General features: G+C 62.3%; 15 protein-coding genes and 4 pseudogenes. 10 read left to right on the top strand and 9 right to left on the bottom strand.

All coding sequences use genetic code 11. The features are described from left to right. Nucleotides 1–19: 19 nt before the first annotated feature. Both HHL08_RS03800 and HHL08_RS03795 read right to left on the bottom strand, forming a co-directional pair. Nucleotides 20–2,104, bottom strand: a complete 2,085-nt coding sequence (locus HHL08_RS03800) for a catalase (RefSeq protein WP_169571150.1) — start codon at nucleotides 2,102–2,104, stop codon at nucleotides 20–22. Nucleotides 2,105–2,163: 59 nt separating this feature from the next. Continuing rightward, nucleotides 2,164–2,952, bottom strand: a complete 789-nt coding sequence (locus HHL08_RS03795; protein WP_235954862.1) for a transglutaminase-like domain-containing protein — start codon at nucleotides 2,950–2,952, stop codon at nucleotides 2,164–2,166. On the opposite strand from HHL08_RS03795, the gene HHL08_RS25505 reads away from it, so the two are divergent. Next, nucleotides 2,854–3,102 carry a hypothetical protein gene (locus tag HHL08_RS25505; RefSeq protein WP_235954938.1) on the top strand — a complete coding sequence of 83 codons (249 nt, stop codon included), beginning with the start codon at nucleotides 2,854–2,856 and terminating at the stop codon, nucleotides 3,100–3,102. The two genes, HHL08_RS03795 and HHL08_RS25505, sit on opposite strands and share 99 nt — an antisense overlap. A gap of 54 nt (nucleotides 3,103–3,156) precedes the next feature. Here the strand turns inward: HHL08_RS25505 and HHL08_RS03790 are convergent, their stop codons facing one another. Then, nucleotides 3,157–3,336: a hypothetical protein gene (locus tag HHL08_RS03790; protein WP_169571148.1), complete on the bottom strand. Its 180-nt coding sequence runs from the start codon at nucleotides 3,334–3,336 to the stop codon at nucleotides 3,157–3,159. Nucleotides 3,337–3,392: 56 nt separating this feature from the next. Beyond that, on the bottom strand, nucleotides 3,393–4,103 hold the full coding sequence (locus HHL08_RS03785; protein WP_169571147.1) for a Crp/Fnr family transcriptional regulator: 711 nt from the start codon (nucleotides 4,101–4,103) through the stop codon (nucleotides 3,393–3,395). Nucleotides 4,104–4,247: 144 nt separating this feature from the next. Between HHL08_RS03785 and HHL08_RS03780 the strand changes: the two are divergent. From HHL08_RS03780 to HHL08_RS03765, 4 genes and pseudogenes are all read left to right on the top strand, one after another. Then, nucleotides 4,248–4,577, top strand: a pseudogene (locus HHL08_RS03780) (integrase core domain-containing protein); the annotation flags it as partial. A 330-nt stretch (nucleotides 4,578–4,907) separates the two neighbouring features. After that, entirely contained in the window at nucleotides 4,908–6,041 is a 1,134-nt protein-coding gene (locus HHL08_RS03775) for a glycoside hydrolase family 43 protein (RefSeq protein WP_408021754.1), read from the top strand. Nucleotides 6,042–6,165: 124 nt separating this feature from the next. Beyond that, nucleotides 6,166–6,671 (top strand): annotated as a pseudogene (locus HHL08_RS03770) (glycoside hydrolase family 3 protein); the annotation flags it as partial. After that, nucleotides 6,646–7,602: an alpha/beta hydrolase gene (locus HHL08_RS03765; protein ID WP_169571379.1), complete on the top strand. Its 957-nt coding sequence runs from the start codon at nucleotides 6,646–6,648 to the stop codon at nucleotides 7,600–7,602. The pseudogene HHL08_RS03770 and the gene HHL08_RS03765, both read left to right, overlap by 26 nt. Before the next feature lie 78 nt (nucleotides 7,603–7,680). Here the strand turns inward: HHL08_RS03765 and HHL08_RS03760 are convergent, their stop codons facing one another. The 3 genes and pseudogenes from HHL08_RS03760 to HHL08_RS03750 form a co-directional block, all read right to left on the bottom strand. Further along, the gene (locus tag HHL08_RS03760) at nucleotides 7,681–10,725 is read right to left on the bottom strand and encodes a glycosyl hydrolase family 28-related protein (RefSeq protein WP_169571146.1); all 3,045 of its coding nucleotides are present in this window, start codon (nucleotides 10,723–10,725) and stop codon (nucleotides 7,681–7,683) included. A 76-nt stretch (nucleotides 10,726–10,801) separates the two neighbouring features. Further along, nucleotides 10,802–13,774: pseudogene (locus tag HHL08_RS03755) on the bottom strand (TonB-dependent receptor domain-containing protein). A gap of 136 nt (nucleotides 13,775–13,910) precedes the next feature. Further along, the gene (locus HHL08_RS03750) at nucleotides 13,911–16,934 is read right to left on the bottom strand and encodes a glycosyl hydrolase family 28-related protein (protein ID WP_169571145.1); all 3,024 of its coding nucleotides are present in this window, start codon (nucleotides 16,932–16,934) and stop codon (nucleotides 13,911–13,913) included. 168 nt (nucleotides 16,935–17,102) lie between these two features. Between HHL08_RS03750 and HHL08_RS03745 the strand changes: the two genes are divergently transcribed. Further along, nucleotides 17,103–17,639 (top strand): gluconokinase, encoded by a 537-nt coding sequence (locus HHL08_RS03745; protein WP_408021753.1) that lies wholly within the window; start codon nucleotides 17,103–17,105, stop codon nucleotides 17,637–17,639. Between the two features lies 1 nt (nucleotide 17,640). Here HHL08_RS03745 and HHL08_RS03740 read toward each other — a convergent pair whose 3' ends face one another. Further along, the gene (locus tag HHL08_RS03740; RefSeq protein WP_169571144.1) at nucleotides 17,641–18,318 is read right to left on the bottom strand and encodes a FadR/GntR family transcriptional regulator; all 678 of its coding nucleotides are present in this window, start codon (nucleotides 18,316–18,318) and stop codon (nucleotides 17,641–17,643) included. 40 nt (nucleotides 18,319–18,358) lie between these two features. Then, a complete protein-coding gene (locus HHL08_RS03735) occupies nucleotides 18,359–19,705 on the bottom strand; it encodes a GntP family permease (protein WP_169571143.1) in 1,347 nt (448 codons plus the stop codon). Between the two features lie 310 nt (nucleotides 19,706–20,015). Between HHL08_RS03735 and HHL08_RS03730 the strand changes: the two genes are divergently transcribed. The 4 genes and pseudogenes from HHL08_RS03730 to HHL08_RS03715 all read left to right on the top strand — a co-directional run bounded on the left by HHL08_RS03730 (nucleotide 20,016) and on the right by HHL08_RS03715 (nucleotide 23,599). After that, nucleotides 20,016–20,300 (top strand): response regulator transcription factor, encoded by a 285-nt coding sequence (locus HHL08_RS03730; protein ID WP_235954785.1) that lies wholly within the window; start codon nucleotides 20,016–20,018, stop codon nucleotides 20,298–20,300. A gap of 46 nt (nucleotides 20,301–20,346) precedes the next feature. Beyond that, nucleotides 20,347–21,450, top strand: a complete 1,104-nt coding sequence (locus HHL08_RS03725; protein ID WP_206377697.1) for a Gfo/Idh/MocA family protein — start codon at nucleotides 20,347–20,349, stop codon at nucleotides 21,448–21,450. After that, nucleotides 21,447–22,439: an SMP-30/gluconolactonase/LRE family protein gene (locus tag HHL08_RS03720; RefSeq protein ID WP_169571142.1), complete on the top strand. Its 993-nt coding sequence runs from the start codon at nucleotides 21,447–21,449 to the stop codon at nucleotides 22,437–22,439. The genes HHL08_RS03725 and HHL08_RS03720 overlap by 4 nt, the downstream gene beginning before the upstream one ends. A 201-nt stretch (nucleotides 22,440–22,640) precedes the next feature. Further along, nucleotides 22,641–23,599: pseudogene (locus HHL08_RS03715) on the top strand (IS630 family transposase). The last annotated feature ends 12 nt before the right edge of the window (nucleotides 23,600–23,611 follow it).

Here is a 23,611-nt window from a genome sequence, read left to right as displayed (position 1 = left end):
ATGACGCCGCACAAGCGGGTCAGGCGAGCGTTCGCAACCCAGGTTCACGCGCATAGAAACGCTGGCTGGCGGCCTTGATGAATGCGTCCCCTAGTCCGGTGACGCCATCGTCAGCGACGACGCCGGCCTTGTCCAGCAATGGCTGAGCGGCTTCGCTGGCGCCAATCGCCTTGAGATGCCCGAATGCGTTCATTGCAAATTCGACCGCTGCACCCTCTTTCAGCAGCGCCGCGCAACCTTCTGCGGAAAGGATGATAGCGACGGCGTCGAAGAGTTGGCTGGGCGATCCGGCAAGCTGGCCGTCGGCCTTGCGCTGCGATCCATCCGATAGCTTTGCGCCGCCAACCTTGGGCGCGACGATCATGGCTTTGCCCTTCGCCTTTTCGACGCTTGCGATCACCGCGTCCAGTTCGCTGGCGTCGGTGCCATCGGCGATCAGGATGCCGACCGCGCGACCTTCCAACATGGCCTTCATATTCTTGTGGATCGACAGCGCGTCCGACGGTGCCATATCGACCGGCTCCTTGGCGGGCTTGGCGGCTTTAGGCAGAGGGATGCCAAGGCCCGTCGCCACGCGCTTGGCGAGGTCTTCGTCGACATTGCGCAAATTGGCGACCATGCGCGGCGGCACCTGGTCAAGCTGGGCGACCTTCGAGAGTTCGAACACGAAGGACGAGGCGATATGCGCCTGCTCGCTCTGGGTCTGCGAACGATAGAAGAGCCGCGCCTGGCTGTAATGATCGGCAAAACTCTCCGGGCGGATGCGCAGTTTCTCGCCGCTCTCATCCTCGCCGCTCAGCGTTGTCGAACTGGCGAAACCACGCGCAGGGCTTTCGCGCGGGCCGCCTTCCTCTCCATGGGCGGCCAGGCTGTTAGGTTCGTAATTGGCGCGGCCCTTGGGCACCGCCATCTGCATTTGTCCATCGCGCTGGAAATTCTGGAAGGGGCAGCGCGGGGCGTTTACCGGAATCTGGTGGAAATTGGCCGTGCCAAGGCGAGACTTCTGGGTGTCGAGATAGGAGAAGAGCCGTCCTTGCAGCAAAGGATCGTTCGAGAAGTCGACGCCAGGCACGATATTGGCCGGGCAGAAGGCGACCTGCTCCGTCTCTGCGAAGAAATTATCGACATTGCGGTCCAGCACCATCCGGCCGATGATGCGGACGGGCACATCCTCCTCCGGGATCAGCTTGGTCGCGTCAAGCACGTCATAGGGCTGTGCGTCGGCGAACGCCTTGTCGAAGACCTGGATGCCTAACTCCCATTCGGGGAAATTGCCGGCGTCGATGGCTTCGAACAAATCGCGACGGTGATAGTCATTATCGGCCGCCTGAAGCTTGAGCGCCTCGTCCCAGATCGTCGATTGCAGACCAAGCTTGGGCTTCCAGTGGAACTTCACGAAATGGGTTTCGCCAGCCTCATTGACCAGCAGGAAGGTGTGGACGCCGAAGCCCTCGATCATGCGCAGGCTGCGCGGCAAGGTGCGATCCGACATCGCCCACATCAGCATATGCGTAGTTTCGGGCATGAGCGAAGCCCAATCCCAGAAAGTGTCGTGAGCGCTGCCCGCCTGCGGATAGCCGCGATCGGCCTCCATCTTGACGGCATGGACCAGATCGGGGAATTTCATCGCATCCTGAATGAAGAATACCGGAATATTGTTGCCAACCAGATCCCAATTGCCTTCGCTGGTGTAGAATTTGACCGCGAAGCCGCGCACGTCGCGCGGGGTATCGACGGAACCAGCGCCGCCGGCCACCGTAGAGAAGCGCACGAACACCTCCGTCCGTTCGCCCTTGCGGAACAGTGCCGCCTTGCTGAGGTCCGAAATATCGTCGGTTGCCTCGAAATAGCCGTGGGCACCGGTGCCGCGGGCGTGGACGATCCGTTCGGGAATACGCTCATGATCGAAATGGAAGATTTTCTCGCGCAGCACGAAATCTTCGAGCAGCGTCGGGCCGCGTGCGCCGGATTTAAGGCTGTTCTGATTGTCGGAGACGACGATCCCCTGATTGGTCGTGAGGACAGTGGCGGCATCGCCAGACTCCGCGACCTGATGGGTCTCACCACCGTTGGAGGGCATATTGCTCTTGGGCGTCCGGGCCATGGTATTTTCCTCGTTGTTGCTCAGGATGTGTGGTGGGATGCGGGGGGAATGGTAAGGCGTCAGGCCGCCATGCGATCTTCGCCCCGATCAAGGGCGGACTCGATTTCGTCGGTATGGACCTTGAACCCGACGAGTTGCACCGGTCCAAACGCGGTCGTCAGCGCCGTGTCGGCGGCGTCACGGCCGCACGCCATCAGGATGCGTCCAATCCGAGGCACGCGATGTCGGGCATCGAAACTGTGCCATTCGCCGCCAAGATAGACTTCGAACCAGGCGTGAAAATCCATCGCGACATCCACAGGATCGACGCCAATGTCGCCTAGATAACCGCTGCAATAGCGTGCCGGGATATTCATGCATCGACACAAGGCCACAGCCAAATGGGCGAAATCGCGACATACGCCGACCCGCTCCTGATAGGCTTCCCACGCCGTCCTGGTCGATCGCGCGTAGCAATAGCCATAGGTCAGATGGTTGTGCACAAAATCGACGATCGCCTGGACGCGCTGCCAGCCTGAAGGGATATGACCGAACATGCCCCAGGCCACGCCGGACAAAAGGTCGGTTTCGCAATAGCGGCTGCCGGCTAGGAACGTCAGCGCGTCGGCCGGCAGGGCATCAATGTCATGTTGGTGTGCGGCCGGGCTCTGACGATCGACGTCACCGCTATCGGCTATGATGAAGTCGCATGACAGCCGGGTCATCCCCGGCTGGAGAAGAAAGCGCGTGCAGATATTCCCGTAGGCGTCATGACTATCGACCAGTTCAAGGCCGCGATCGTTAACAATGCGATGCGGCGTCTTCAGATCAACCAGACGCGAGGGTCGGACGCTCAACATCGTAATCATCTGCGTTGGCGCATAGGCCGCAAAAACAAGATCATACCCGGCACGAATGAGCATGTGCGAATTCCATATCATGATTACGCTGCCGCCATTCGTCCAGATCGGCTGAACCGACCTGCACCATGGCATCAGTGGAGCGATCTTCTGGCGTGAAGGTTCCGCCGATTGATCGAGATCATGACGATTACGGCGGCGTGCCGAGTGGCGTCAGTCCGGTTTCGCCATTTGGCTTCGCGCTTTGTCCGCCGCGCGAATGAGCGCCTTGCCGGTTCCCTCCGCCGCGTCGGCGGTCATGGTGACCGCGACGCCGTCCGGCCCGTCGAGGAGGACCATGCCTTCTTCCGCAATCGCTTTGCCCGCCATGTCCTGAATAGCTGGGGTCGACATACACTCTCCTATCGCTGCCCTCCTAAACGGAAAGCAATCGGTTGGAGTTCCTGACGCTATTCATCAATGAACAGATAGGACGGATCAAATTCGCTAAGGCGCGCGAGCGCAGGCCTGTCCAGTAGCTGAACCTGACCGGCCCGCATCTGCAACAGGCCTTGCTCCTTCAACATGCGCAGCATGCGGTTCATATGTACAGGCGTGATGCCGCAGGCTTCTCCCAGATCATTCTGGGTCATGGCAAGTTCGAAGCTGGCACCATCGCTCAGGCCGACCGCTCGCAGCTTCGCTTCGATTTCGCAGAAAAAATGTCCGACACGCGCCATGGCATTTAGGCGGCCGAGACGAAAAATCCATTCGCGATGCATCGCCGCGTCGAGAAGCGTGCTGAACCACAAAAACTTGGCCAGTTCCGGTCGCTCGCGCATCACGATGTCGAGATTTCTATGCGGCACCGTCGCAATCTTGCACGCCGTCAGGGTCGCGACATCATGATCGAGATGCTTGAGCGGATAAGCGTGGAGATCGACGAAATCGCCCGGCACATGAACGGCAACAAGCTGCCGCAACCCTTCCCGGTCATCCATGTAGCGGCAGATGAGACCCTCTATGAGATAGGTGCTGAAATGCACCCTTTCATCCTTTCGCACCAGGGTCATCCGCGCGGGCACAGACCGGACCTCGCCAACCGACGCTTCGAGCGCCGCCCGATCTTCCGGAAGAATTTGCTCCTTGCGTCGATGGCGCAGGAAATCGTCGAATATCATAGAACCTCATGGGCGCTTTGGATCATGAAACGCATGATCGACTATCTTCGCCAGCTTGCAAGGCGAATAGGGATGCATGTCGGATGTCTTCATATTTTGCCAGGGGCAGCCCCATAACTTTTGCCAGATTGGGTATGGCGGATAAAGCGCGCAAAGCGCGGACGCCTATGGCTCAACGACGGATCCTGTATCCGCCTGCGGTCCGAATATCCAGTTCATGTATGGGCCTACGACTTCGTCGAAGGGCGCACGCATGACGGGCGCAAGTTCCGCATTTTGACGATCATCGACGATGCCAGCAGGGAGTGCCTGGCGTTGATCGTCGCGCGGCAGCATTACAACAGCGTCCGCCCGCATAGCAGCCTGGGCTATCGACCACCGGCCCCGGAAACGGCAACACCGCCATATCCGGCCTCCGGTTCCGCTTCGCTCCACCTCCACCCGGATATGGCGGCGATGAGCTTAATGCACTAACAAACCAATCGGTCCACTCGGTGGGGGCAGATCAGCAGGGCCTTCGAAATAGCCCTTGTGATTCAGACGCAGCGCGCCATCCTCTTGCGCGATCGCAAAGCTGCTGGCGCTGCTCAACATTATCCCGATGCTCGTCGCTACAGTGAGCCTTCGACGCATGGCAATCCCCTCCTTGTTTGCGCTATCAAATAGACATGACGCTTATTTTCAGAGATTTTATAATCAGATTTATTCGCGGCACAAGCTGCATGACGGGGATTGCGCGAAATTCATGATAGCGCTATCTATTAACCCAATAAAATGATTGTCGCATAACAGGAGAGGACAGGCATGCCCATGTCATTGCGAAAACTGGCACCGCTTGCGCTTACCACAGCCTTGCTCGCGACCGCGTGCCAACCATCGGCGCAGCCAGAAAATAAAGCACAGGAAGCCAGCGACAGCAGACGCGACGCAGCCGAATATCTGTCTCAACCCTTGGTGAAAGACATATTTACCGCCGACCCGTCCGCACATGTATGGAACGGCAAAATCTACGTCTATCCCAGCCATGATATTGACGGACCGACGCCCGAAGACGATCTGGGCGCGCATTTCGAGATGCGCGACTATCGCATCCTGTCGATGGACAAGGTTGGCGGGCCGGTGACGGTCGGACCGGTCGCCCTGGGCGTCAAGGATGTGCCCTGGGCCGACAAGCAGATGTGGGCGCCCGATGCCGCCTACAAGAACGGCACCTATTATCTCTACTTCCCGGCCAAGGACAAGGAAGGCGCCTTCCGCATTGGCGTGGCGACATCGAAGAACCCGATGGGTCCGTTCAAGGCGCAGCCCCAGCCGATCAAGGGCAGCTATTCGATCGACCCGGCCGTCTTCACCGACGATGACGGACAGAGCTATGTCTATTTCGGCGGCATTTGGGGCGGGCAGCTCCAACGCAATGTCGATGGAAAATATGATGCCGATGGGTCGAAGACCGACTTGGGTCAGGACGACAAGCCCGCACTCGCGCCGCGCGTCGCCAAGCTGACGGGCGACATGCTGGAATTCACCGAAACGCCCAAGGCGGTGCAGATCGTGGACGAGAAGGGCAAGCCGTTGCTGGGCGGCGACCATGATCGCCGCTTCTTCGAAGCGTCCTGGATGCACAAATATAAGGGCAAATATTATTTCAGCTACTCGACCGGCGACACCCATTATCTGGCCTATGCGATTGGCGATTCACCCTATGGCCCGTTCACCTACAAGGGCCGTATCCTAGAGCCGGTCGAGGGATGGACGACGCACCATTCGATCGTCGAATGGAATGGCCGCTGGTGGCTATTCTATGCCGATACGCAGCTGTCTGGGCAGACCCGCCTGCGCAATGTCAAGGTGACGGAACTGCGCTATAATCCAGACGGCACCATCCAGACGATCAATCCACTCGTTGCAAAGAGCGACAGAGACAGCGCAGCCCAGTGAGGCGCGCTGGGCGCGGGGGGAGTGCCCTCTCCCCGCGCCCCTCTTTACGTCCATCCAGGTGAGGCGATCCTTCCCCACAATAAGGTGACGCCGGAAAACGGCGCTCCGTCAAAGGGGAGACACTATGCATACCGACTTTTTCCTGCGCGCGGCCAGCATGATGCTGTGTCTTTCGACATCAGGCCTAGCCCATGCTCAAGCAGCCGCCATCCCCAAAAATGACGTCTGGATCGAGGCCGATGCCAAGGCGCGCGCCATCGTCGGTAATCTCACGCTGGATGAGAAGGTCGCGCAGTTGCTCACACCGCGCCTGCCATCCCGCGTCTCGACATTCCGGCCTATAATTGGTGGACGGAATCGCTGTATGGCGCGATCGGCGCGGTGCCCACCACCAATTTCCCCGAGCCTATCGGCCTCGCCGCAACCTTCGACGCCCCCCTGATCAAAACCGTCGCGGCCGCCATCAGCACCGAAGTCCGCGCGCTCCACTCCCTAGGGCGACAGACCGGGCATCTGGGCCGCATTGGCACCGGGCTCGACACTTGGTCGCCCAACATCAATATCTTTCGCCATCGTCAGTCAGGAGAGGACAGATTCCATGAAAATGCCAATGAAGACTGTTACGCTACGATTTCGCCTCAAGCATCTTTTGGCGATTTCTGTTGCTGCTTGCCTGATGCCGAATTTTGTCCAGGCGCAGGAAGATAAGGAGAAGATGACGCCGATCGCGTCGCCGGCGCAGCCGGACGCGATCGAACTGGGCACCGGTCCCCTGCCCGGCGCGACGGCGCAGGAAAGCTGGCACCGCCAATATGGCAGCCTCTTCGCCCGCAACGTGACCGTCGCGACGCTGACCCCGTTCCTGCCGGACCCGGCAAAGGCGTCAGGCGCGGCGATCATCGTTGCGCCGGGCGGTGGCTTCCGCACGCTGTCCATGGATAATGAAGGCTATGACGTCGCGCGCGCTCTCGCCGCCAAAGGCATCGCCGCCTTCGTCATCAAATATCGTCTGCGACAAACACCGGCCGGCATGCCCGCTTTTGAAAAATCGATGCAGGAAATGTTTTCTGGCGCTGCGCGCGCCCCGCTCCCGGCTGCCAACAACGCGGCCACGGATCTGGCACCGCAACTCGCCGACTCCACCGCAGCCTTTCGCCTGATTCGCAGCCGTGCGGCGCAATGGCATGTCGACCCCGACCGGATCGGCATGATCGGCTTTTCCGCAGGGGCCATGCTGACGATGGCGACGACGCTGGCCACGACGGACGCCAAGCCGGCCTTCATCGGCAATATCTATGGACCGCTCGGCAGTATGACGGTGCCGCAGGACGCCCCGCCCATGTTCGCGGCCATCGCGGCGGACGATCCGCTGTTCGGCGATCGCGATTTCAAGCTGATCGACGATTGGCGCGCCGCCAAGCGCCCGGTGGAATTTCACCTCTATGAACGCGGCGGCCACGGCTTTGGCATGTACCCCAAGGCGACGACCAGCACGGGGTGGTTCGATGCCTTCGTGCGCTGGCTCGACATGCACGGGATGCTCAAACCGGCCAGCAAATAGCGATAAGGCCGCCCCATTGACGTGCCGATTGCGCGTCAATGGGGCGGCCTTCATACGGGCATCGGGGACTGCGGGCGCTTACATATCCAATTTCACAGCATGAACGCTGTGATGCGAAAGGATGAAGAGGGTGCGCCGATCCGGCCCGCCGAACAGGATTTGCAAGGGGCGGTCGGGTACATCGATGCGACCGATCTCCTGGCCATTGGCGTCGTAGACGAAGACCTGGCCGTTGGCGACATAGACGCGCCCCTGCGCGTCGGTGGTCACCCCCTCACCGCCGCGTTCGGCAAAGAGTTTGAGGTCGCCGAGCGCGCCTCCTGCGCCGACGATGCCGCTATATGTCCGGTTTTCCGATCCATTGGTGACATAGATGCGCTCGCCTGACCGCCCCTGGATGAAGCCGTAACTATCGAGCGAGTCCGAGAAGCGCAGGCCGCGATGGTCAGCCGGTCCTTGCGCAAAAACGCGCCAGGCCGGCAGGACAATGCTGCCATCAGGCGAGACATATTCCCGCGCGTTACGCCGCGCCATGTCGCGGGCAAACATCTCGGCCAGGGTGGTGAACTGATAGGTCGCAGGGTCGATCTGATCCTTGAACTCGCCATTATTCCACCAATTGACCGGCAGCACCGTGGCCGCGCCATCATGGGACGCGGTCGGCGTCGCCGGAATGATGGCGATGTCGCTATCTGGCGTGTCGGGCTTGATACTATACACCGTGCCGTTGCGACCGTAGGACGACAGGACCAGCAGGTTGCCCGAACGGTCGACCGTCAGATTGACGGGGTCGAGCGTGGCGTCACGGACCATCTCCAGCTTGCCCGCGTCAGACCAGCGCCAGATGCGCTGGAACTTGCGATCGATGAAATAGAGCCGCCCTTGCGCATCCACGGCGCCGCCGCCCGCCGAATGAAAGCCGTCGGCGAGCTTTTCGACCTTGCTGCCCAGGAAGGTCGCCGGAGCCACGGGATTTGGTTTGGCGGGAATGTCGAGTACGGCAAATTCCCGTTCCCGCACATCCAGACCGTGGGTCACATCGCGGATCGCGTTTTCAAACGGGAATTTGGTGAGGCGCAGGAAGGTCGCACAGCCATTTTCATCGCAGGTGCCGACGCCGCTTTCGCCGTTCACATGGACGTTGCGGAAACGGATATCATGCGAATTATAAAGGGTAACGGCAGCAGGTGCAGGGTCGCGCGTGCGCGTGACGCGATAGCCATGGAAATTGGCGACCAGAATGTTGCGGGAATTGCGGATTTCCAGCGCCACGGCATCGCCGCTCTCACCGGCTTCTCCCTCCGTCTGGGGTGCCAGCAATTCCCAGTTGGCGACCCGGTTGAGCGTGATTTCGCTGCGGACATGATGTTCGACCGACGCCTGGATCAAACGGCCGGGCGTTTGCGTGTCAGAAATCAGGATGCCGGGATGGCCGAAGGTGCTGGGGCTCCAGATATTGGCGAAGGTGCCGCCGCCGCCCTGCGTCACCCACAGGCTGGCATATTGTCCGGCCCAGCGGCGCGCGGCGTCAGGGTCGGCCGTGGCGTTGTTGTTATAGGGGTTGATCGTGCTGCCGTCGAAGCGGTTGGTGCCATGGCCGCCCTGGAATTTCACGTCATTGACCATGGAATTGGCGCCGGCCTTCCACAGCAGGGCGGTCGCGCGCGGATTGGCGCCGTTGGTGTTGAGGCCGAGGCCCGCGACGATCGCATCGCCGCCTTGCGCGCTTTCGACCAGCGCCTTGGGCGCGCCGACACCCTGCCACGCCGCCGTGCCGTCAGGCAGGACGATCTGCGTCAGGCTGGGGTGCAGGCCCAGCAGCACTGTGTCCGGGCGCAGGCGCAGCGTATCGCTGACGCGGTAGAAGCCGGCTGGCAGATAAACCACCTTATGGGTATCGATCGCTTTCTGGATGGCGGCGGTGTCGTCCGTGCTGTCGTCTCCCTTCGCGCCCAGCGTGCGGACGCTGACCCATTGCGCAACGGCTGGCAGGGCGCGAATGGCCGGCGCGGCGGGCGCTGGCAGGCTGGCGATATTTTCCGCCTGCATATCGGTCTTATATTCGCCGATCTGGCTTGGCCCCGGCAAAGTGAGGCCGTGGGTGAAGGACGCGACTTTATAGACGGCACCCTTGCCCGCGACCGTCCGGCCGCTTTCCCGAAAGCGTGCGAAAACAGGCGTATTGGCCGCCAGGACATTTTGGAAGCCGATCTGCGTATAGACGTTTTTCTCATTCGAGATGATAACGGCCGCCTTCGACACATTTTCGAACCGCACGTCCTGACCCCAGAGCCAGTCGCCATAGCCGCGGTCGATCTCGATCCCGACCGGCACGTTGCGGAACGCGACATTGACCAGCGTCAGCCCGGCTTCATGCTCCCGAATAGCGGCGTCGCGCTGCCCTTCGAACGTCGCGTCGACAAGCGCGAAAGGCCATGCCGGGGAAGGTTTTTCCGCCAATATGCCGTATCGCCCGCCCTTGAAATGGAGGTCTTCCGCTTCGTTCGCGACATGATAGAGGCCCGCCAGACCCGACCCGATGTCGAAATCGACATGGCTGACGAAGCTATGCTGGGCGGAATGGAAACGGATCGCGGTTGCGGCGGGATTGCCATCCAGTATGCGGAAATCGATGTTACCGAGCGCGGTGTAGAATGTGCCGGGATTGGCGTCGGCGATCGTCTTGTTGAATGGCACACTGCCAGCAGGCGGGAAGGCAGCGGGTGGGCTGTCCTTGTCGGTCTGGCGCTTGGCACCGGTGAACATCAGCATATGCGCGACGCCGCGCTGAAAACCCGGCGTATCCATGCCCAAGAGGATGACGGGCCGTTGCTGGCCGATGCCGAAGATGCGGACGCCGGGCCATAGGAAGAGCGTCCGGCTGATGCGGTAGGTGCCGGCCGGCAGGAATACGATACCGCCGCCGCCCTTGTCCGCCGCCTTGTCGATCGCCTGCTGGATCGCTGGTCCATCGTCGGCGCGACCGTCCCCGACGCCTTTGACCGTCACCGCGCGGGGTTCGTCCGGCGCGGTCGTATAGACGGAAGGCGAGGCGAACGCCGGTTGCGCCGCCGCCAAGCCCAGCAGGATGGTGAGACAGGCTCCGTGCAATCCACGATACATCCGGCAGGCTCCAGAAAAGAAGATGTCCCGGCCGTGCAGGGCCGGGACGAGGTTGGGGAGATCGAAACGAAGAGTATCAGAAGTTGAAGCGGACACCTGCCCGATAGATACGACCCAATGTGTCGTACAAGGCAGGATTGACGTCCAGACCGGTATTGGTCTGGGGCGATGCCACCGGATCCTTGTCGAACAGATTGTCCACTTTTCCGTAGATCGAGATATTGTCGCGGATCTTGAACGTCGCGCCTACATCCACGTAGAAAGCGCCCTTCATCTTGTTGCGGTCGATAGTGGGATGGTTGCCGGTGGAAACCGGACAGGACGACTGACAGACCACATATTGGTTGCCGAACACGCCATCGCTGATCCACCGTTCCTGCACCGTCAGGGTGAAACGACCGCTGTCGTAGGTCTGCACGGCCAGCCATTTCCAGTCCGGCGTGTTGCCGGTATTGGCGCCGGCCTGATCGACCGGATCGACACCGGCAATGCCCGCACTGACGATGAATTTGCGGATATGGGTCGCCAGTGCACGGACGGTGAAGCTGCCTGGCAGCCCCAGCGGCTGCTGCCACTGATAGCTGGCCTCTATATCGAAGCCGCTGGTGCGCCAGGAAGCGAGGTTGAACGGCTGGACGTTCACGAAGTTGGTGCCCTGCGCGCCATCAAGCTGGAACCCGCCGCAGAACGCCTGATTGCCTTCGAAGCAGAAGCGAACGATCTGGTCTGCGGACAGGGTGGACACCACGCCCTTGAGCTTGATGTCATAATAATCGAGCGAGAGGCTGAGGCCCGGCATCCATTCAGGGCGCGCCAACACGATGCCGAGTTCGGTATTGCGTGCGACTTCGGGCTTCAGCGCGGTGTTGCCGATCGTGTTCTGGAATACCTGCACCGCCTGGTTGCGGAACGGATCGTTGAAGTTCGGCAGGGTCGTGACCGTGGGGGCCGCGAACAATTCCGACAGATTGGGCGCGCGCACATCGCGCGACGTCACCGCCCGCAGGCGCAGACCACTGAGCGGCGTATCCCATGTGCCGCCGACCTTCCATGTCCAGACTGTGCCCGACGTGCTGTAATGGGTGCCGCGACCCGCCGCATTCAGGTTGGCGCGGCCCATCGAATCGCTGTTGAACAGGGGCAGATCGACTTCGAGATAGCCTTCATAGACTTCATATTTGCCGCGCCCATTTTTGTAATTGCCTGCTGCCCAGTTGCTACCCAGCGTCGAGTTGAGCAGCGGATCGGCCGGATATTCGGGGCTGTTGGGGCTGAGCGGGGACACGCCCGCGCCATAGGGATCGGCGTTCACCCGGTAAAATTCGCGGCGATATTCGCCACCGAAAGCGACCGACACCGGCCCGGCCCAGAGTTCGAACGGATTGCCGGAGACGTTGACGCTGGCGACGTCCTGCGTCAGCTTGGTATGCTGGAATGGGCCGTTTTCATGCGGTGCCACATAGGCGAGCGCAGCCGAAGATGGCGTAGCGCCGCCGAAGATATTGATCGGCTGGCACCCGGCGGCGCGGGCGGCCGGGTCAGCGCAGACGATCGCGCCGTTGAGCGAGATTGCATTGGTCGCCGCCACATAGCGGTTCTGGAGGACGATGTCCTGAACCCGGATGTCGGAAATGGTGATGCCATGTTCATAATAGGCGTCATAGTTCCAGTCGGTGCCGCCCAGGCCGAATTTGCCCTTCAGCCCTCCGACGAAGCGATATTGACGGCGGTCCGTCTCGACCTTGGGATCGGGGAAGGATGCGTTGCTCGACCCGAAACCGAACTGGGTGATGCCCGCCACGGCGCATTGGTCGCGAACCGATTGGGGCAGGTAAGGGTTGGCGCACTGAACGGTCAGGCTGGACCGGTTATAGCCGGGACTGGGCTGGTTGCTGGTCTTCACCTGCGCGATGTTGACAGTGACATAGGCTTCACTGTTGTCGGCAAATTCGTAGCCGATCCGACCATAGCCGTTGATGCGTTCCAATGCCGACTTGAGCTAGGCACCCGAACCCGGCGAGCCCGACAGATCGCCGCCTTCGCAGAAGCTGTTGCCGCGATAGCAGTTGGTGACCGCGCCTGTGCCGGTCGGCTGGCCGCCCGATCCGTAATTGAAATTATAGGGTGTGCCATTCTGGTCGAAGGCGATGCCTTGTAACGGACCGTTGTTGATGAGGCCGTAGCGGGCATATTGATAGGGCTGCGCAAAGTCGCGATAGTTGAACTGGGGCAGGCCGTTGTTGGTCACGCCGGTATTCATGAGCGTGGTCGCGCGATACCAGTTGCGGCTGCCGGCCAGATCCGTGCCGAAATCGCCCGCGCCCACGCCGCCTTCATGATCATATTCGCCGCTCAGCACGACATGCAGGCGATCGTCCATGAACGCCTTGCCATAGGCCGCCTGCACCAGCGCGGTTTCGTCATCGCCATATTGGGTGATGCTGCCCAGGATATTGCCCTTGAACCCTTCGAAATGGGTGTCGGTGATGAAATTGACGACGCCGCCGACGGCATCGGAACCATAGGATGCCGACGCGCCGCCGGTCACCACATCGACGCGCTTGACCAGCAATTGCGGGAACATGCTGATGTCGGGAACGCCCGTCACGTTCGCACCGACGACGCGCTGGCCGTCAAGCAGGGTCAGGGTGCGGATCGCGCCCAGGCCGCGCAGCGAGAAGGAGCTGAGGCCCTGCTGGCCGCTCGACGTGCTGAACGTGCCGGTGGACGCGCCGGTCGATCCCTGAAGCGAGGGCAGCTGCGCGATGGTTGTGAAGATATTGGGCTGCGCATTATTGGCGATCTGCTCCTCGCCGATCACCGTGGTCGGCGTGGGGGCATTGAAACCGCTGGTGGTGATGCGTGACCCGGTGACGATGATGTCGGCGCTACGCGGCGCGCCGGCGTCATCGGTCTGCGCCTGCGGCGCGACGGCCTGCGGCTGTGCCGGTGCAGCCTGCGCAAGGGCGGGGGCCGTCAGTCCAAAGGCAGCCATCGCGGCCAGGCTGACGCCGGCCATGTGCCGATGGATTGCGATCGTCGCTTTCATTCATCTTCCCCTTTTATATCGGCGACCCCTCCCAGAGCCGCCACGCCGCATGATGGGCTGTTGTTTTTAAGTTAGTCGGTGCCTGCGTCCCTCGCACTTAAGACATAGGTCGTAGATGCGGTCGGCAGGCGGGTTTTCAGGGCCTGGCGGCGTACAAAGCGTGATGCGTCAGGATGAAAAGCGTTCGCTTGTCCGCACCCCCGAACAGGATCTGCAAGGGCCGGTCGGGCACGTCGATCCTGCCCGTTTCCCGGCCATCCGCGCCATAGACGAAGATTTGGCCGTTCGCGACAAAGACGCGCCCCTGCCCGTCCACCGCGACGCTTTCGCCACCCCGGTTGGTAAAGGGCTTGAGGTTCGTCAGCGTGCCGCCCGCGCCGACCGTGCCGCTATAGGTGATATTTTCCGACCCGTTGGTGACGAAGAGACGATCGCCCGGCTTGCCGCCGACCAGGCCATTGGCGTTCAGGCTGTCCGACCAGCGCCAGCCGACATGATCGATCGGTCCCTGCTGCCAGACGCGGAAGGCGGGCAGCGACAGGCTGCCGTCGGGGGAGACATATTCGCGCGCCTTGGGCGTACCGGCGTCGCGCGCGAACATCTCCGCCAACGTCGTGAACGCATAGGTTTGGGGGTCGAGCTGGTCCCTGAACTCGCCATTGTTCCACCAGTTGACCGGCAGCAGCGTCCTGGCCGCGCCCTTCGCCCGCACCGGCGTCGGCTGGATCAGGGTCATCTTGTCTGGCGCGCCGTTCGGGTCGATCGAATAGACCCCCGCCTTCGGCCCCAGCGAAGACAGCACCAGCAGATGCCCCGATCCATCGATCGCTAGATTGACCGGATCAAGCGCCTGGTCGCGCACGATTTCCAGCCCCTTGGCCTCGCTCCAGCGATGGATGCGCTGGAATCGCCGGTCGATGAAATAGAGCGCACCCTGTGCATCGACGGCCGCGCCGGAGATCGACCAGAAGCCGTCTTCCAGCTTTTCGACCGGCGTGCTGCTGGGCGAGACGGGCGGGATGGCGCGATCCGCCGCCCCGATGTCCAGGCTGGCGAACTCGCGTTCCCGCACGAAGCGCTTGCCGGTCACATCCTCGATCGCATTATCGAACGGATATTTGCTGGCGCGCAGGAAGGTGCCGCAGCCTTCGTCGTCGCAGGTGGCAAAGCCGCTTTCGGCGTTGATGTGGACATTGCGGAAGCGGATGTCGCTGGAGTTGGTTAGCTTGACCGCGCTCTTTTCCGGCGCGTAGGTGCGGGTGACGCGATAGCCGTGATAGTTGGCGAACAGCAGATTTCTCGAATTGCGGATGTCGAGCGAGATGGCGTCGGGACCGTCATCGACCTCCTGTTCCGTCTGGGGGGCCAGGAACTCCCAATTCTGGACATTGTCGAGGACGATTTCGTTGCGGGCATGATGTTCGACGGACATTTCATAGACATGGCCGGGTGTACTGGTGTTGGTGACGTGCAGGCCCGATTGGGCAAAGCTGTTGGGACTCCAGACGTTGGCGAAGGTGCCGCCGCCGCCGTCCGTCACCCAGATGCTGGGATATTGCGCATCCAGTCGCCCGTCGGTGACAGGATCCCCGGTGTTGACCCGTAAAGCACCCAGCATCTTGCCATCCGCCGTGGGCGTGCCGCCGCCGCCCATGATCTTGACGTCCTCGACCAGGCTCGTTTCGCCCGACCGCCACAGCAGCGCGGACGCGCGCGGATTGATCCGGCCGGTGAAGAGGCCGAGGCCCGACAGGATATTGTCGCCGCCCTTGGGGCTTTCCAGAATCGGCAGCACTGGTCCAAGGCCAGCATGAGCGGGATTATCGTCGGGAATGTAAAGCTGGGTAATCGCAGGGTGCAGGCCGATGAGAATGGAGTCAGGGCGCAGCGTCAGCCGGTTCGTCACCTTGTAGAAGCCGACCGGGAAATAGAGGATGCGATGGCTGTCGATCGCTTTCTGGATCGCGGCGGTGTCATCGGCTTTGCCGTCGCCCATGATGCCCAGCGATCGGACATTGACCCAATCGGTCATGGCGGGCAGGTCGCGGATGGCGGGCGCACGGCGGGCGGGCATGGCGGACAGCGGTTGAATGTCCGCCACGGTTTTATAGTCGCCGGTATGGCCGAGGTCGGGGATGGCGAGGCCATGGGAGAAGGACGCGACCTTATAGGCCTTGCCCTTGCCATCGACTGTCCTGCCGCTGTCGCGGAAGCGGGCGACGACCGGGCTGTTTACGGCCAGCGCATTGTCGAAGCCGATCTGGGTGAAGACATTCTTCTCGTTCGAGATGATAACGCCCGCCTTCGACACATTTTCGAAGCGGACATCCTTGCCCCACAGGCTGTCGCTGTAACCGCGGTCGATCTCTATCCCGACCGGCGTATTGCGGATCGCGACATTGACGAGGGTCAGGTCGACCTCATGCTCGCGGATCGCGGCCTGGCTCTGGCCGTCGAAACTGGAATCGAGCAGGGTGAACTGCCAGGCAGGCGATGTCTTTTCGGTGACGATGCCATAGCGACCGCCCTGGAAATGGACATTCTCCATGACGTTGCCGGCCTGATAGACCCCAGCGAAAGCGGTCCCCAGGCGAAATTCCATATGGCTGAGGAAGGCATGTTGCGCCATGCGGAAGCGCACGCCCGCCGCCGCCGGATTGCCTGGCGCTATCTCGATATCGACATTGCTCATCGACGAATAGAAGGTGCCGGAATTGGCGTCGCGCACCACCTTGTCGCGGGGCACGACCGTCGCCACCGGGACCGGCACCTTGCCCACCAGATATTGATCGCCGCCGCCAAAGACGATCATGGTGGACACGCCCTTCTGGAAGCCCGGCGTATTGGCGGCCAGCAGGATCACCGGACGTGTCGGCCCGACGCCATAGATGCGCACGCCCGCAGGCACGACCAGCGTCCGGCTGATGCGATAGCTGCCCGACGGCAGGAAGACGATGCCATGGCCGGTCTTGTCGCGCGCCTGGTCCAGCGCCTGCTGGATCGCGGCGCTATCGTCCGCACGCCCGTCGCCCTTGGCCGTTACCGTCACGGCGGTCGGTTCCTCGGGTGCAACCGGGAAGACCGAAACCGTCCCGGCCCAGGCCGGCGTTGCCAAAATGGTCGCCGCCAACAAAGCCGCCATCATGCTGCGTCCGATCATAGCCGACCTCCCTCCTGTTATCTTGCCGTATCGCATGGCTAGAAGGCGGCGGGGGCTTTGGCACTTGCGACGAAGGTCGTAGTGTTCAGGGCCTTTGCCCGGCTGGTACAGGGGAACGCACCATTGCGATGCCCGTCGGGGTATTGCCTGTTCTGCAAGGAACGCAATTTGCCGCCATCTGCCGCCCCTGTCCCGTCCCCCCTGGCCCTGATCGTGATGGGCGTCAGCGGCTGTGGCAAATCGACATTGGGGGCTTTGCTGGCCGATGCTTTCGCCTGCCCGTTTCTGGAAGGCGACGACTATCATGCGCCCGACGCGGTCGAGAAGATGCGCCGCGGCGATCCGCTGACGGATGAGGATCGCTGGCCGTGGCTTGACCGGTTGGCGCAGGCCAGTGCGACAGCGATCGAGACATCTGTTTCGGTTGTCACGGCCTGCTCCGCTCTGCGGCATAGCTATCGCGATCGGCTGCGTGCGGGGATCGGCGCGCCGGTGCGCTTCGTCCTGCTGGACAATAGCCGCGAACGGCTTTTGACGCGGGTCCAGAACCGGCCGGGCCATTATATGCCCGCCAGCCTGCTCGACAGCCAGCTCGTGACGCTGGAACGGCCTACCTTGGCCGAAGCAGCGTTGGTTCTGACGACGGATGCGTCACCAAAAGAGCTTCGTGATCAAGTACTTAGCTGGCTGCACAGCGGCCAATAAGTCAGGGCATCAACCGCCGTCGGCCTTCCCATAGATGCCAGCGCATCGCGAGCGCCGCGCCTTCTGCATCCTGCGCGCGAATGGCGTCGACAATCTGGTCATGTTCGCGCAGCATTGTCGCGATCACTTCGGGCGGGCGCGACCGGCTGATGTCTACGCCCGCGCGCATGATCTTGTCGACATCGGCATGCAGCGCGTCGAAGGCGACCATAAAGGCGGGGTTGCCGGTCGCCTGCGCGATGCGGCGGTGCAATTCCATATCCTCCACATGCGCCGGTTCGCTCGACAGCAGGGCCGCGCGCAGCAATTCCATGCCTTCCTCGACATCGGCCATGTCCTGCGGCGTCCGGCGATTGGCCGCCAGTCGCGCCGCTTCCGCCTCCAGCACGAAGCGCACTTCGTAGCTGCCCAGGGTGGTCGGCAACTCCGTGGATGGCATGAACGCCGCCAGCCGGTCCGACGGCCGGCTTTTGACGAAGGAGCCGGCGCCGCGCCGCGCCTCCGTAATGCCATCCGACGCCAGCCGCATCAGCGCTTCGCGGACGATCGCGCGCGATACGCCGAACATCTCGGCCAGCCGCGCTTCGGCCGGCAGGCGTCCGCCCACCTCCAGCCCTTCGCCCGTGATGACGTCCACGATCGCCGCATAGACATGATCGGACAGCCGCGTCTGGCTCATCGGACTATTGCCCTGTCGGGGGAAGACATGGGTCGCCACCTCAAAAGATACTGCTGGCAAGCAGCACCAGCAACAGGCCGACGATCGCGACCACGGTTTCCATGATCGACCATGTCTTGAAGGTGCCCGCCATATCCGTCCCCAGATAGCTTTTCACCAGCCAGAAACCGGGATCGTTGACGTGGGAGAAGAAGAGCGAGCCTGCGCCGATCGCCAGCACCATCCATTCCGGTTCCACCCCCGACGCGGCGACCAGCCCCTGCATCACGCCGGCCGTGGTGATCGTCGCCACGGTGGCGGAGCCGGTGGCCAGGCGGATGCAGACGGACACGCCCCAGGCGAGGATGAGCGGCGAAATCGCGCCGCCATCGGCCACCCGCACCAGCATGTCCGACAGGCCGGCCGTCACCAGCACCTGTTTGAGCGCGCCGCCCGCGCCGATCGCCAGGATGATGCCGCCAGCGGGCGTCATCGCTTCGGTCCAGATCGCGTTCTGGATCGTGCGGTCGGTGATGCGGCGGCCAAACAGCAGCGGCAAGGCGGCAAGGACGGCCACCAGCAGCGCCACTACCGGATCGCTGACCCAACTGAGCCAGTGGAAATGCACGGCCACATTCGGCGGCAGCAGGGCCACCGCCTGCCCCGCGGCGATCAGGACGACCGGCAACAACACCGCGGCCAGCGCGCGGCCGACCGACGGGGTGGCGACATCGACCTTCACCGGATCCAGCAGCGGCGGGTTGAGCGTCACGCCCGGCGCGGTGAAGCGCGCCAGCAGCGGTCCGGCGATGATCGCGGTCGGGATGCCGATCATCAGACCGTAGAGCAGGGTCAGGCCGAGATTGGCCCCCAGCGCGTTGACCGCCAGCAGCGGGCCGGGATGCGGCGGCACCAGCGCATGAACCACCGACAGGCCCGCCAGCGCCGGCAGCATCAGGCGCAGTTTGGCCGCGTCGCCATTCTGCCCCGTCGGCAACGCCGCCGCCGCCGATGCGACGATCGGCAACAGCAATACGAGGCCGGTTTCGAAGAAAAGCGGCAGGCCGATCACGATCGCGGTGAAGAGGCTGGCCCATGGCGCGCCCTTCACGCCCGACAGGCGCAGCGCGGCGCGCGCCATGCCACCCGCGCCGTCGGACAGTTGCAGCATCGCGCCAAGGCCAAGGCCCAGCGCGACGACCAGACCAGTGCCGCCGAGGATGGCGCCTGCACCCTTTTCGACCGCCTTGGCCGTTTCTTCCATCGGCAGGCCCGCGAGCAGGCCCACGGTGAAGGCGCCGCAGAGCAGGCCGACAAAGGGGTGTAATCGGCCCCGGATGATGAGGATGATGGACAGCGCTATGCCGACCACCGCCGCCAGGATCAGTCGATAATCCGCTGGTGTCATCGGGACGCGACTCCGTCATCTGGCAACCCGGCCGGGACATGGACGGCGATGGCCGTCCGACGCGATGTTAACGTCATCCTTCTCCCCCTTCTCGCTCGCCGCCATTCCGGCATTTGGCGCAGCGCCCGCGTAAAGCTGTTAGACAGATATCGCGTCATTTTCGGATATTCCACCCAGTTGGGGTCGTATATCGCATTTTTGACTTGAACCTGTCTGACCAATCCATCTACTGTTAGCGCTAACGATATTAATCAAGCCGGCAGGCCAACAGGCCGGCTGATTCGAGTCGGATCGAACAGGGAGAGGACGGATGTTCATTGCGCTGGACCTGCACAATAGTTCCGATCAACGGGAGTTTCGCCATCCGCCCGCAAGGAGCCAGGAACCCCCTGCGCTGACCCCCACGCAAATGAAAGTGCTGCGCTGCGTCCATTCGGGCCTGTTAAACAAGCAGATTGCATACGAACTGGGCATGGCCGAAGCGACCGTGAAGGTCCACATGACCGCCCTGATGCGCAAGCTCAACGTCCGCAATCGGACGCAAGCCGCCATCGCCGCCCGCAATCTGGGCTGGCTGCGCGCGACGCCCGGTTGACCTGGCCGACTGACGGCAAAAATGCGCGGCGCATGGGGAGAGTGATATGGCGATCGGTTCGCGGCGTGAGGTGATGGGCGGATTGGGCGCGGGATTGATGCTGGCCTCGGTCGGCAGCGGGGTGTCAGCAGCCCCGACGCGCAAGATCGGCTATGCGATCGTCGGGCTGGGTTCCTATGCCACGCGCCAGATCATGCCGAATTTTGCCGGATGCGAACACGCCCGCATCGTCGCGCTGGTCAGCGGCACCCCGGCCAAGCTCGACAGCTATGGCGCCGAATATGGCATCCCCAAAACGCATCGCTACAGCTACGCCGATTTCGATCGCATCCGCGATAATCCCGATATCGACGCCGTTTACATCATATTGCCCAACAGCCTGCACGCAGAATACGCCATTCGCGCGGCACAAGCCGGCAAGCATGTGATGTGCGAAAAGCCGATGGCGACATCCGTGGCCGATTGCCAGGCGATGATCGCGGCCAGTCGCAAGGCGGGCAAGAAGCTGATGATCGGTTATCGGTCGCGCTTCGAACCATATAACCGTCTGGCTATCGATCTGGTGCGCGGCGGGCATGTGGGTCCGACGCGACTGATAACGGCGGAACATGGCTTCCCGATCAAACCGGATCAATGGCGGCTCGACAAGCCCTTGTCGGGGGGCGGATCAATGATGGATATCGGCATATACAGCCTGAACGCGGCCCGTTACCTGACCGGCGAGGAACCGGTCGAGGTGACCGCGGTCGAATCCACCGACCGGGCCGACCCGCGTTTCCGCACGGTCGAGGACCGGATCAGCTTCTTGCTGCGCTTTCCGTCCGGCGTCATCGCCGACTGTATTTCCAGCTACAGCACAGGGCATAACAGCTATCGCATCCACGGAACCCAGGGTTGGATCGGGATGGAACCGGCGACCCCCTATGCGGGCCAGAGCATGACGATCCGCAAGAACGGCGTTACGGCGCCCCGCACCCCGCCCGCCCCCGCAAAGAACCAGTTTGCGGCGCAGCTCGATCATCTGGCCGAGTGCATATTGACGGACAAGACGCCGATCGTGCCGGGCGAAGAAGGCCTGGCCGACATGCGCGTGATCGAGGCGATCTACCAATCCGCCGCGCAAGGGCGCAGCGTCAGGATCGGCGCTTGATCGGACGTCGGACCGTGCTGGCGTCGCTGGCTGCGATGCCGGTCGCGGCAATGGCTGCTGGCCCCGCGAAAGTGGGCGGCATTACGCGCCTGTCTCCAGCGCTGGACCGGATCATCGCGCCGTCGGCATCGATCGAGATACTGGCCGAAGGGTTTCGCTGGGCCGAAGGGCCGGTGTGGGTGGCGCAGCGCGACTATTTGCTGTTCAATGATCCCCCCGCCAATATCCTTTATCGCTGGCAGGCCGGGCAAGGCACAAAGCCCTTCCTCTCGCCCGCCGGATTGCAAACGGCCATACCCGCCGGCGTGCGCGAAGCCGGCCTCAACGGCCTTGCCATCGACACGGCCGGTCAGCTGATCGCCGCCGACAGCGGCACGCGAGCGATCGTCCGGATCGACGTGGAAACGACCAAACGCACCATCCTGGCCAACCGTTTCGGGTCCAAGCGGTTCAACAGCCCCAATGATCTGTGCATTGCGCCATCGGGCACCATCTATTTCACCGACCCGCCCTATGGTTTTGCGGATGGCGATGCATCATCGCTGCGCGAAATCGACCATAATGGCCTCTATGCGCTGACGCCGGATGGCGATGTTGCCCTGGTCGATGGCAGCCACCGCCGTCCCAACGGCGTGGCGCTGTCGCCCGACGGACGCACGCTCTATCTGGCCTTGTCCGACGAGAAACAGCCGGAAATTCGCGCCTATACGCTCGACACAAAGGGTCGCCCCACCGGCCAGCGCCTATTTCACGACATGCGAAAGCAACGTGCCGAAGGGCTGCCGGGCCTGCCCGACGGGATCAAGGTCGCGCCCGATGGCCATGTCTTTGCGACCGGTCCTGGCGGCGTGCATATCGTGACGCCGGACGGGACGTTGCTGGGCATCGTGGCCACCGGCAAGGCTGTGGCCAATTGCTGCTTTGGGCCGAATGGCAAAAGCCTGTTCATGACGTCATCGGACAGGCTGGCGGTCGTCGCGCTGTTGTAGGCGCGGACCGCCAGCCGTCATCTTCTGGTTCCATGGGTCATCACCCCAGGAGCGCGCTGACTTCAAGCGAACACCAGTCGCGCGCTCCAGTTTTTTGGTATCGCTTTGTGCGCGATCCCTTAGAGCATTGAACCTGAAATCTAAATCGGTGTGGATTTCCTTTGCGCGAGTTTTGTGATTCACCGTCTTTGGAGGTGGATCATGGGTAAGAGCAGTTTGGTTGATCTTCGTGTTCGGATCATTGGCGAGATCGAACGGGGCCAGTCGTGTCGTGCGGCGGCGCGGCGTTTCGGGGTGAGTGCGGCGACGGCGGTTCGCCTGGCGCAGCGCAAGGCACAGACGGGATCGCTGGCTCCTGCGCGGCAAGGCCGTCCTGCGGGGAGCGATCTGCTCGGCACCCATATCGACGCTTTGGTGGGCTGGGTGGACGCCGATGGCGACATCACCATGCCGGAACTGGCAGCGCGGCTTCTGGCCGAGCGCGGGGTAAAGGCGCACCCGGCCTCGCTGTCGCGGTTGCTGATCCGGCACGGCTTTACCGTCAAAAAAAACACTGCTGGCGAGCGAAACCGATCGCGCTGACATCGTCCAGAGGCGCCGAATATGGACGGCGCATCGCCAGCCGTGGATGAAGCAACGCACGGAGCGGCTGGTGTTTATCGACGAAACCGGCACGACCACCAAGATGACCCGGCTCCGAGGCCGTGCGCGTCGTGGCCAGCGGCTCAAGATGAAAGGCTCCCTTCGGTCACTGGGGCACCCAGACCTTCATTGCCGCCCTGCGCCATGATGGACTGACCGCGCCCTGGGTGATCGACCGCCCGATGAACCGCCAGATCTTCGAGACTTATGTCGAGACCCAACTCGCACCGACGCTGAAGCCCGGCGACATGGTCATCCTCGACAACCTCTCCAGCCACAAGAGCGAAAAAGCCGCCGCCATCCTCAAGGAATGCGGCGCATGGTTCCTGTTCCTGCCGCCCTACAGCCCCGATCTCAATCCCATCGAAATGGCATTCGCCAAGCTCAAAGCGCATCTCCGAAAAACCAAGGCCAGAACCATCAATGCCCTGTGGCAGGCCGGCGGATCAATATGCCAACTATACTCACCCGACGAATGCTGGAATTACCTCAAACATGCTGGGTATGTTGCAGATTAATGGCACGATGCT

The organism is Sphingobium psychrophilum (assembly GCF_012927105.1).
Taxonomy (GTDB): domain Bacteria; phylum Pseudomonadota; class Alphaproteobacteria; order Sphingomonadales; family Sphingomonadaceae; genus Sphingobium; species Sphingobium psychrophilum.
The sequence above is the reverse complement of the archived record's forward strand: the minus strand, read 5'-3'. Positions and strand labels throughout refer to the sequence as shown.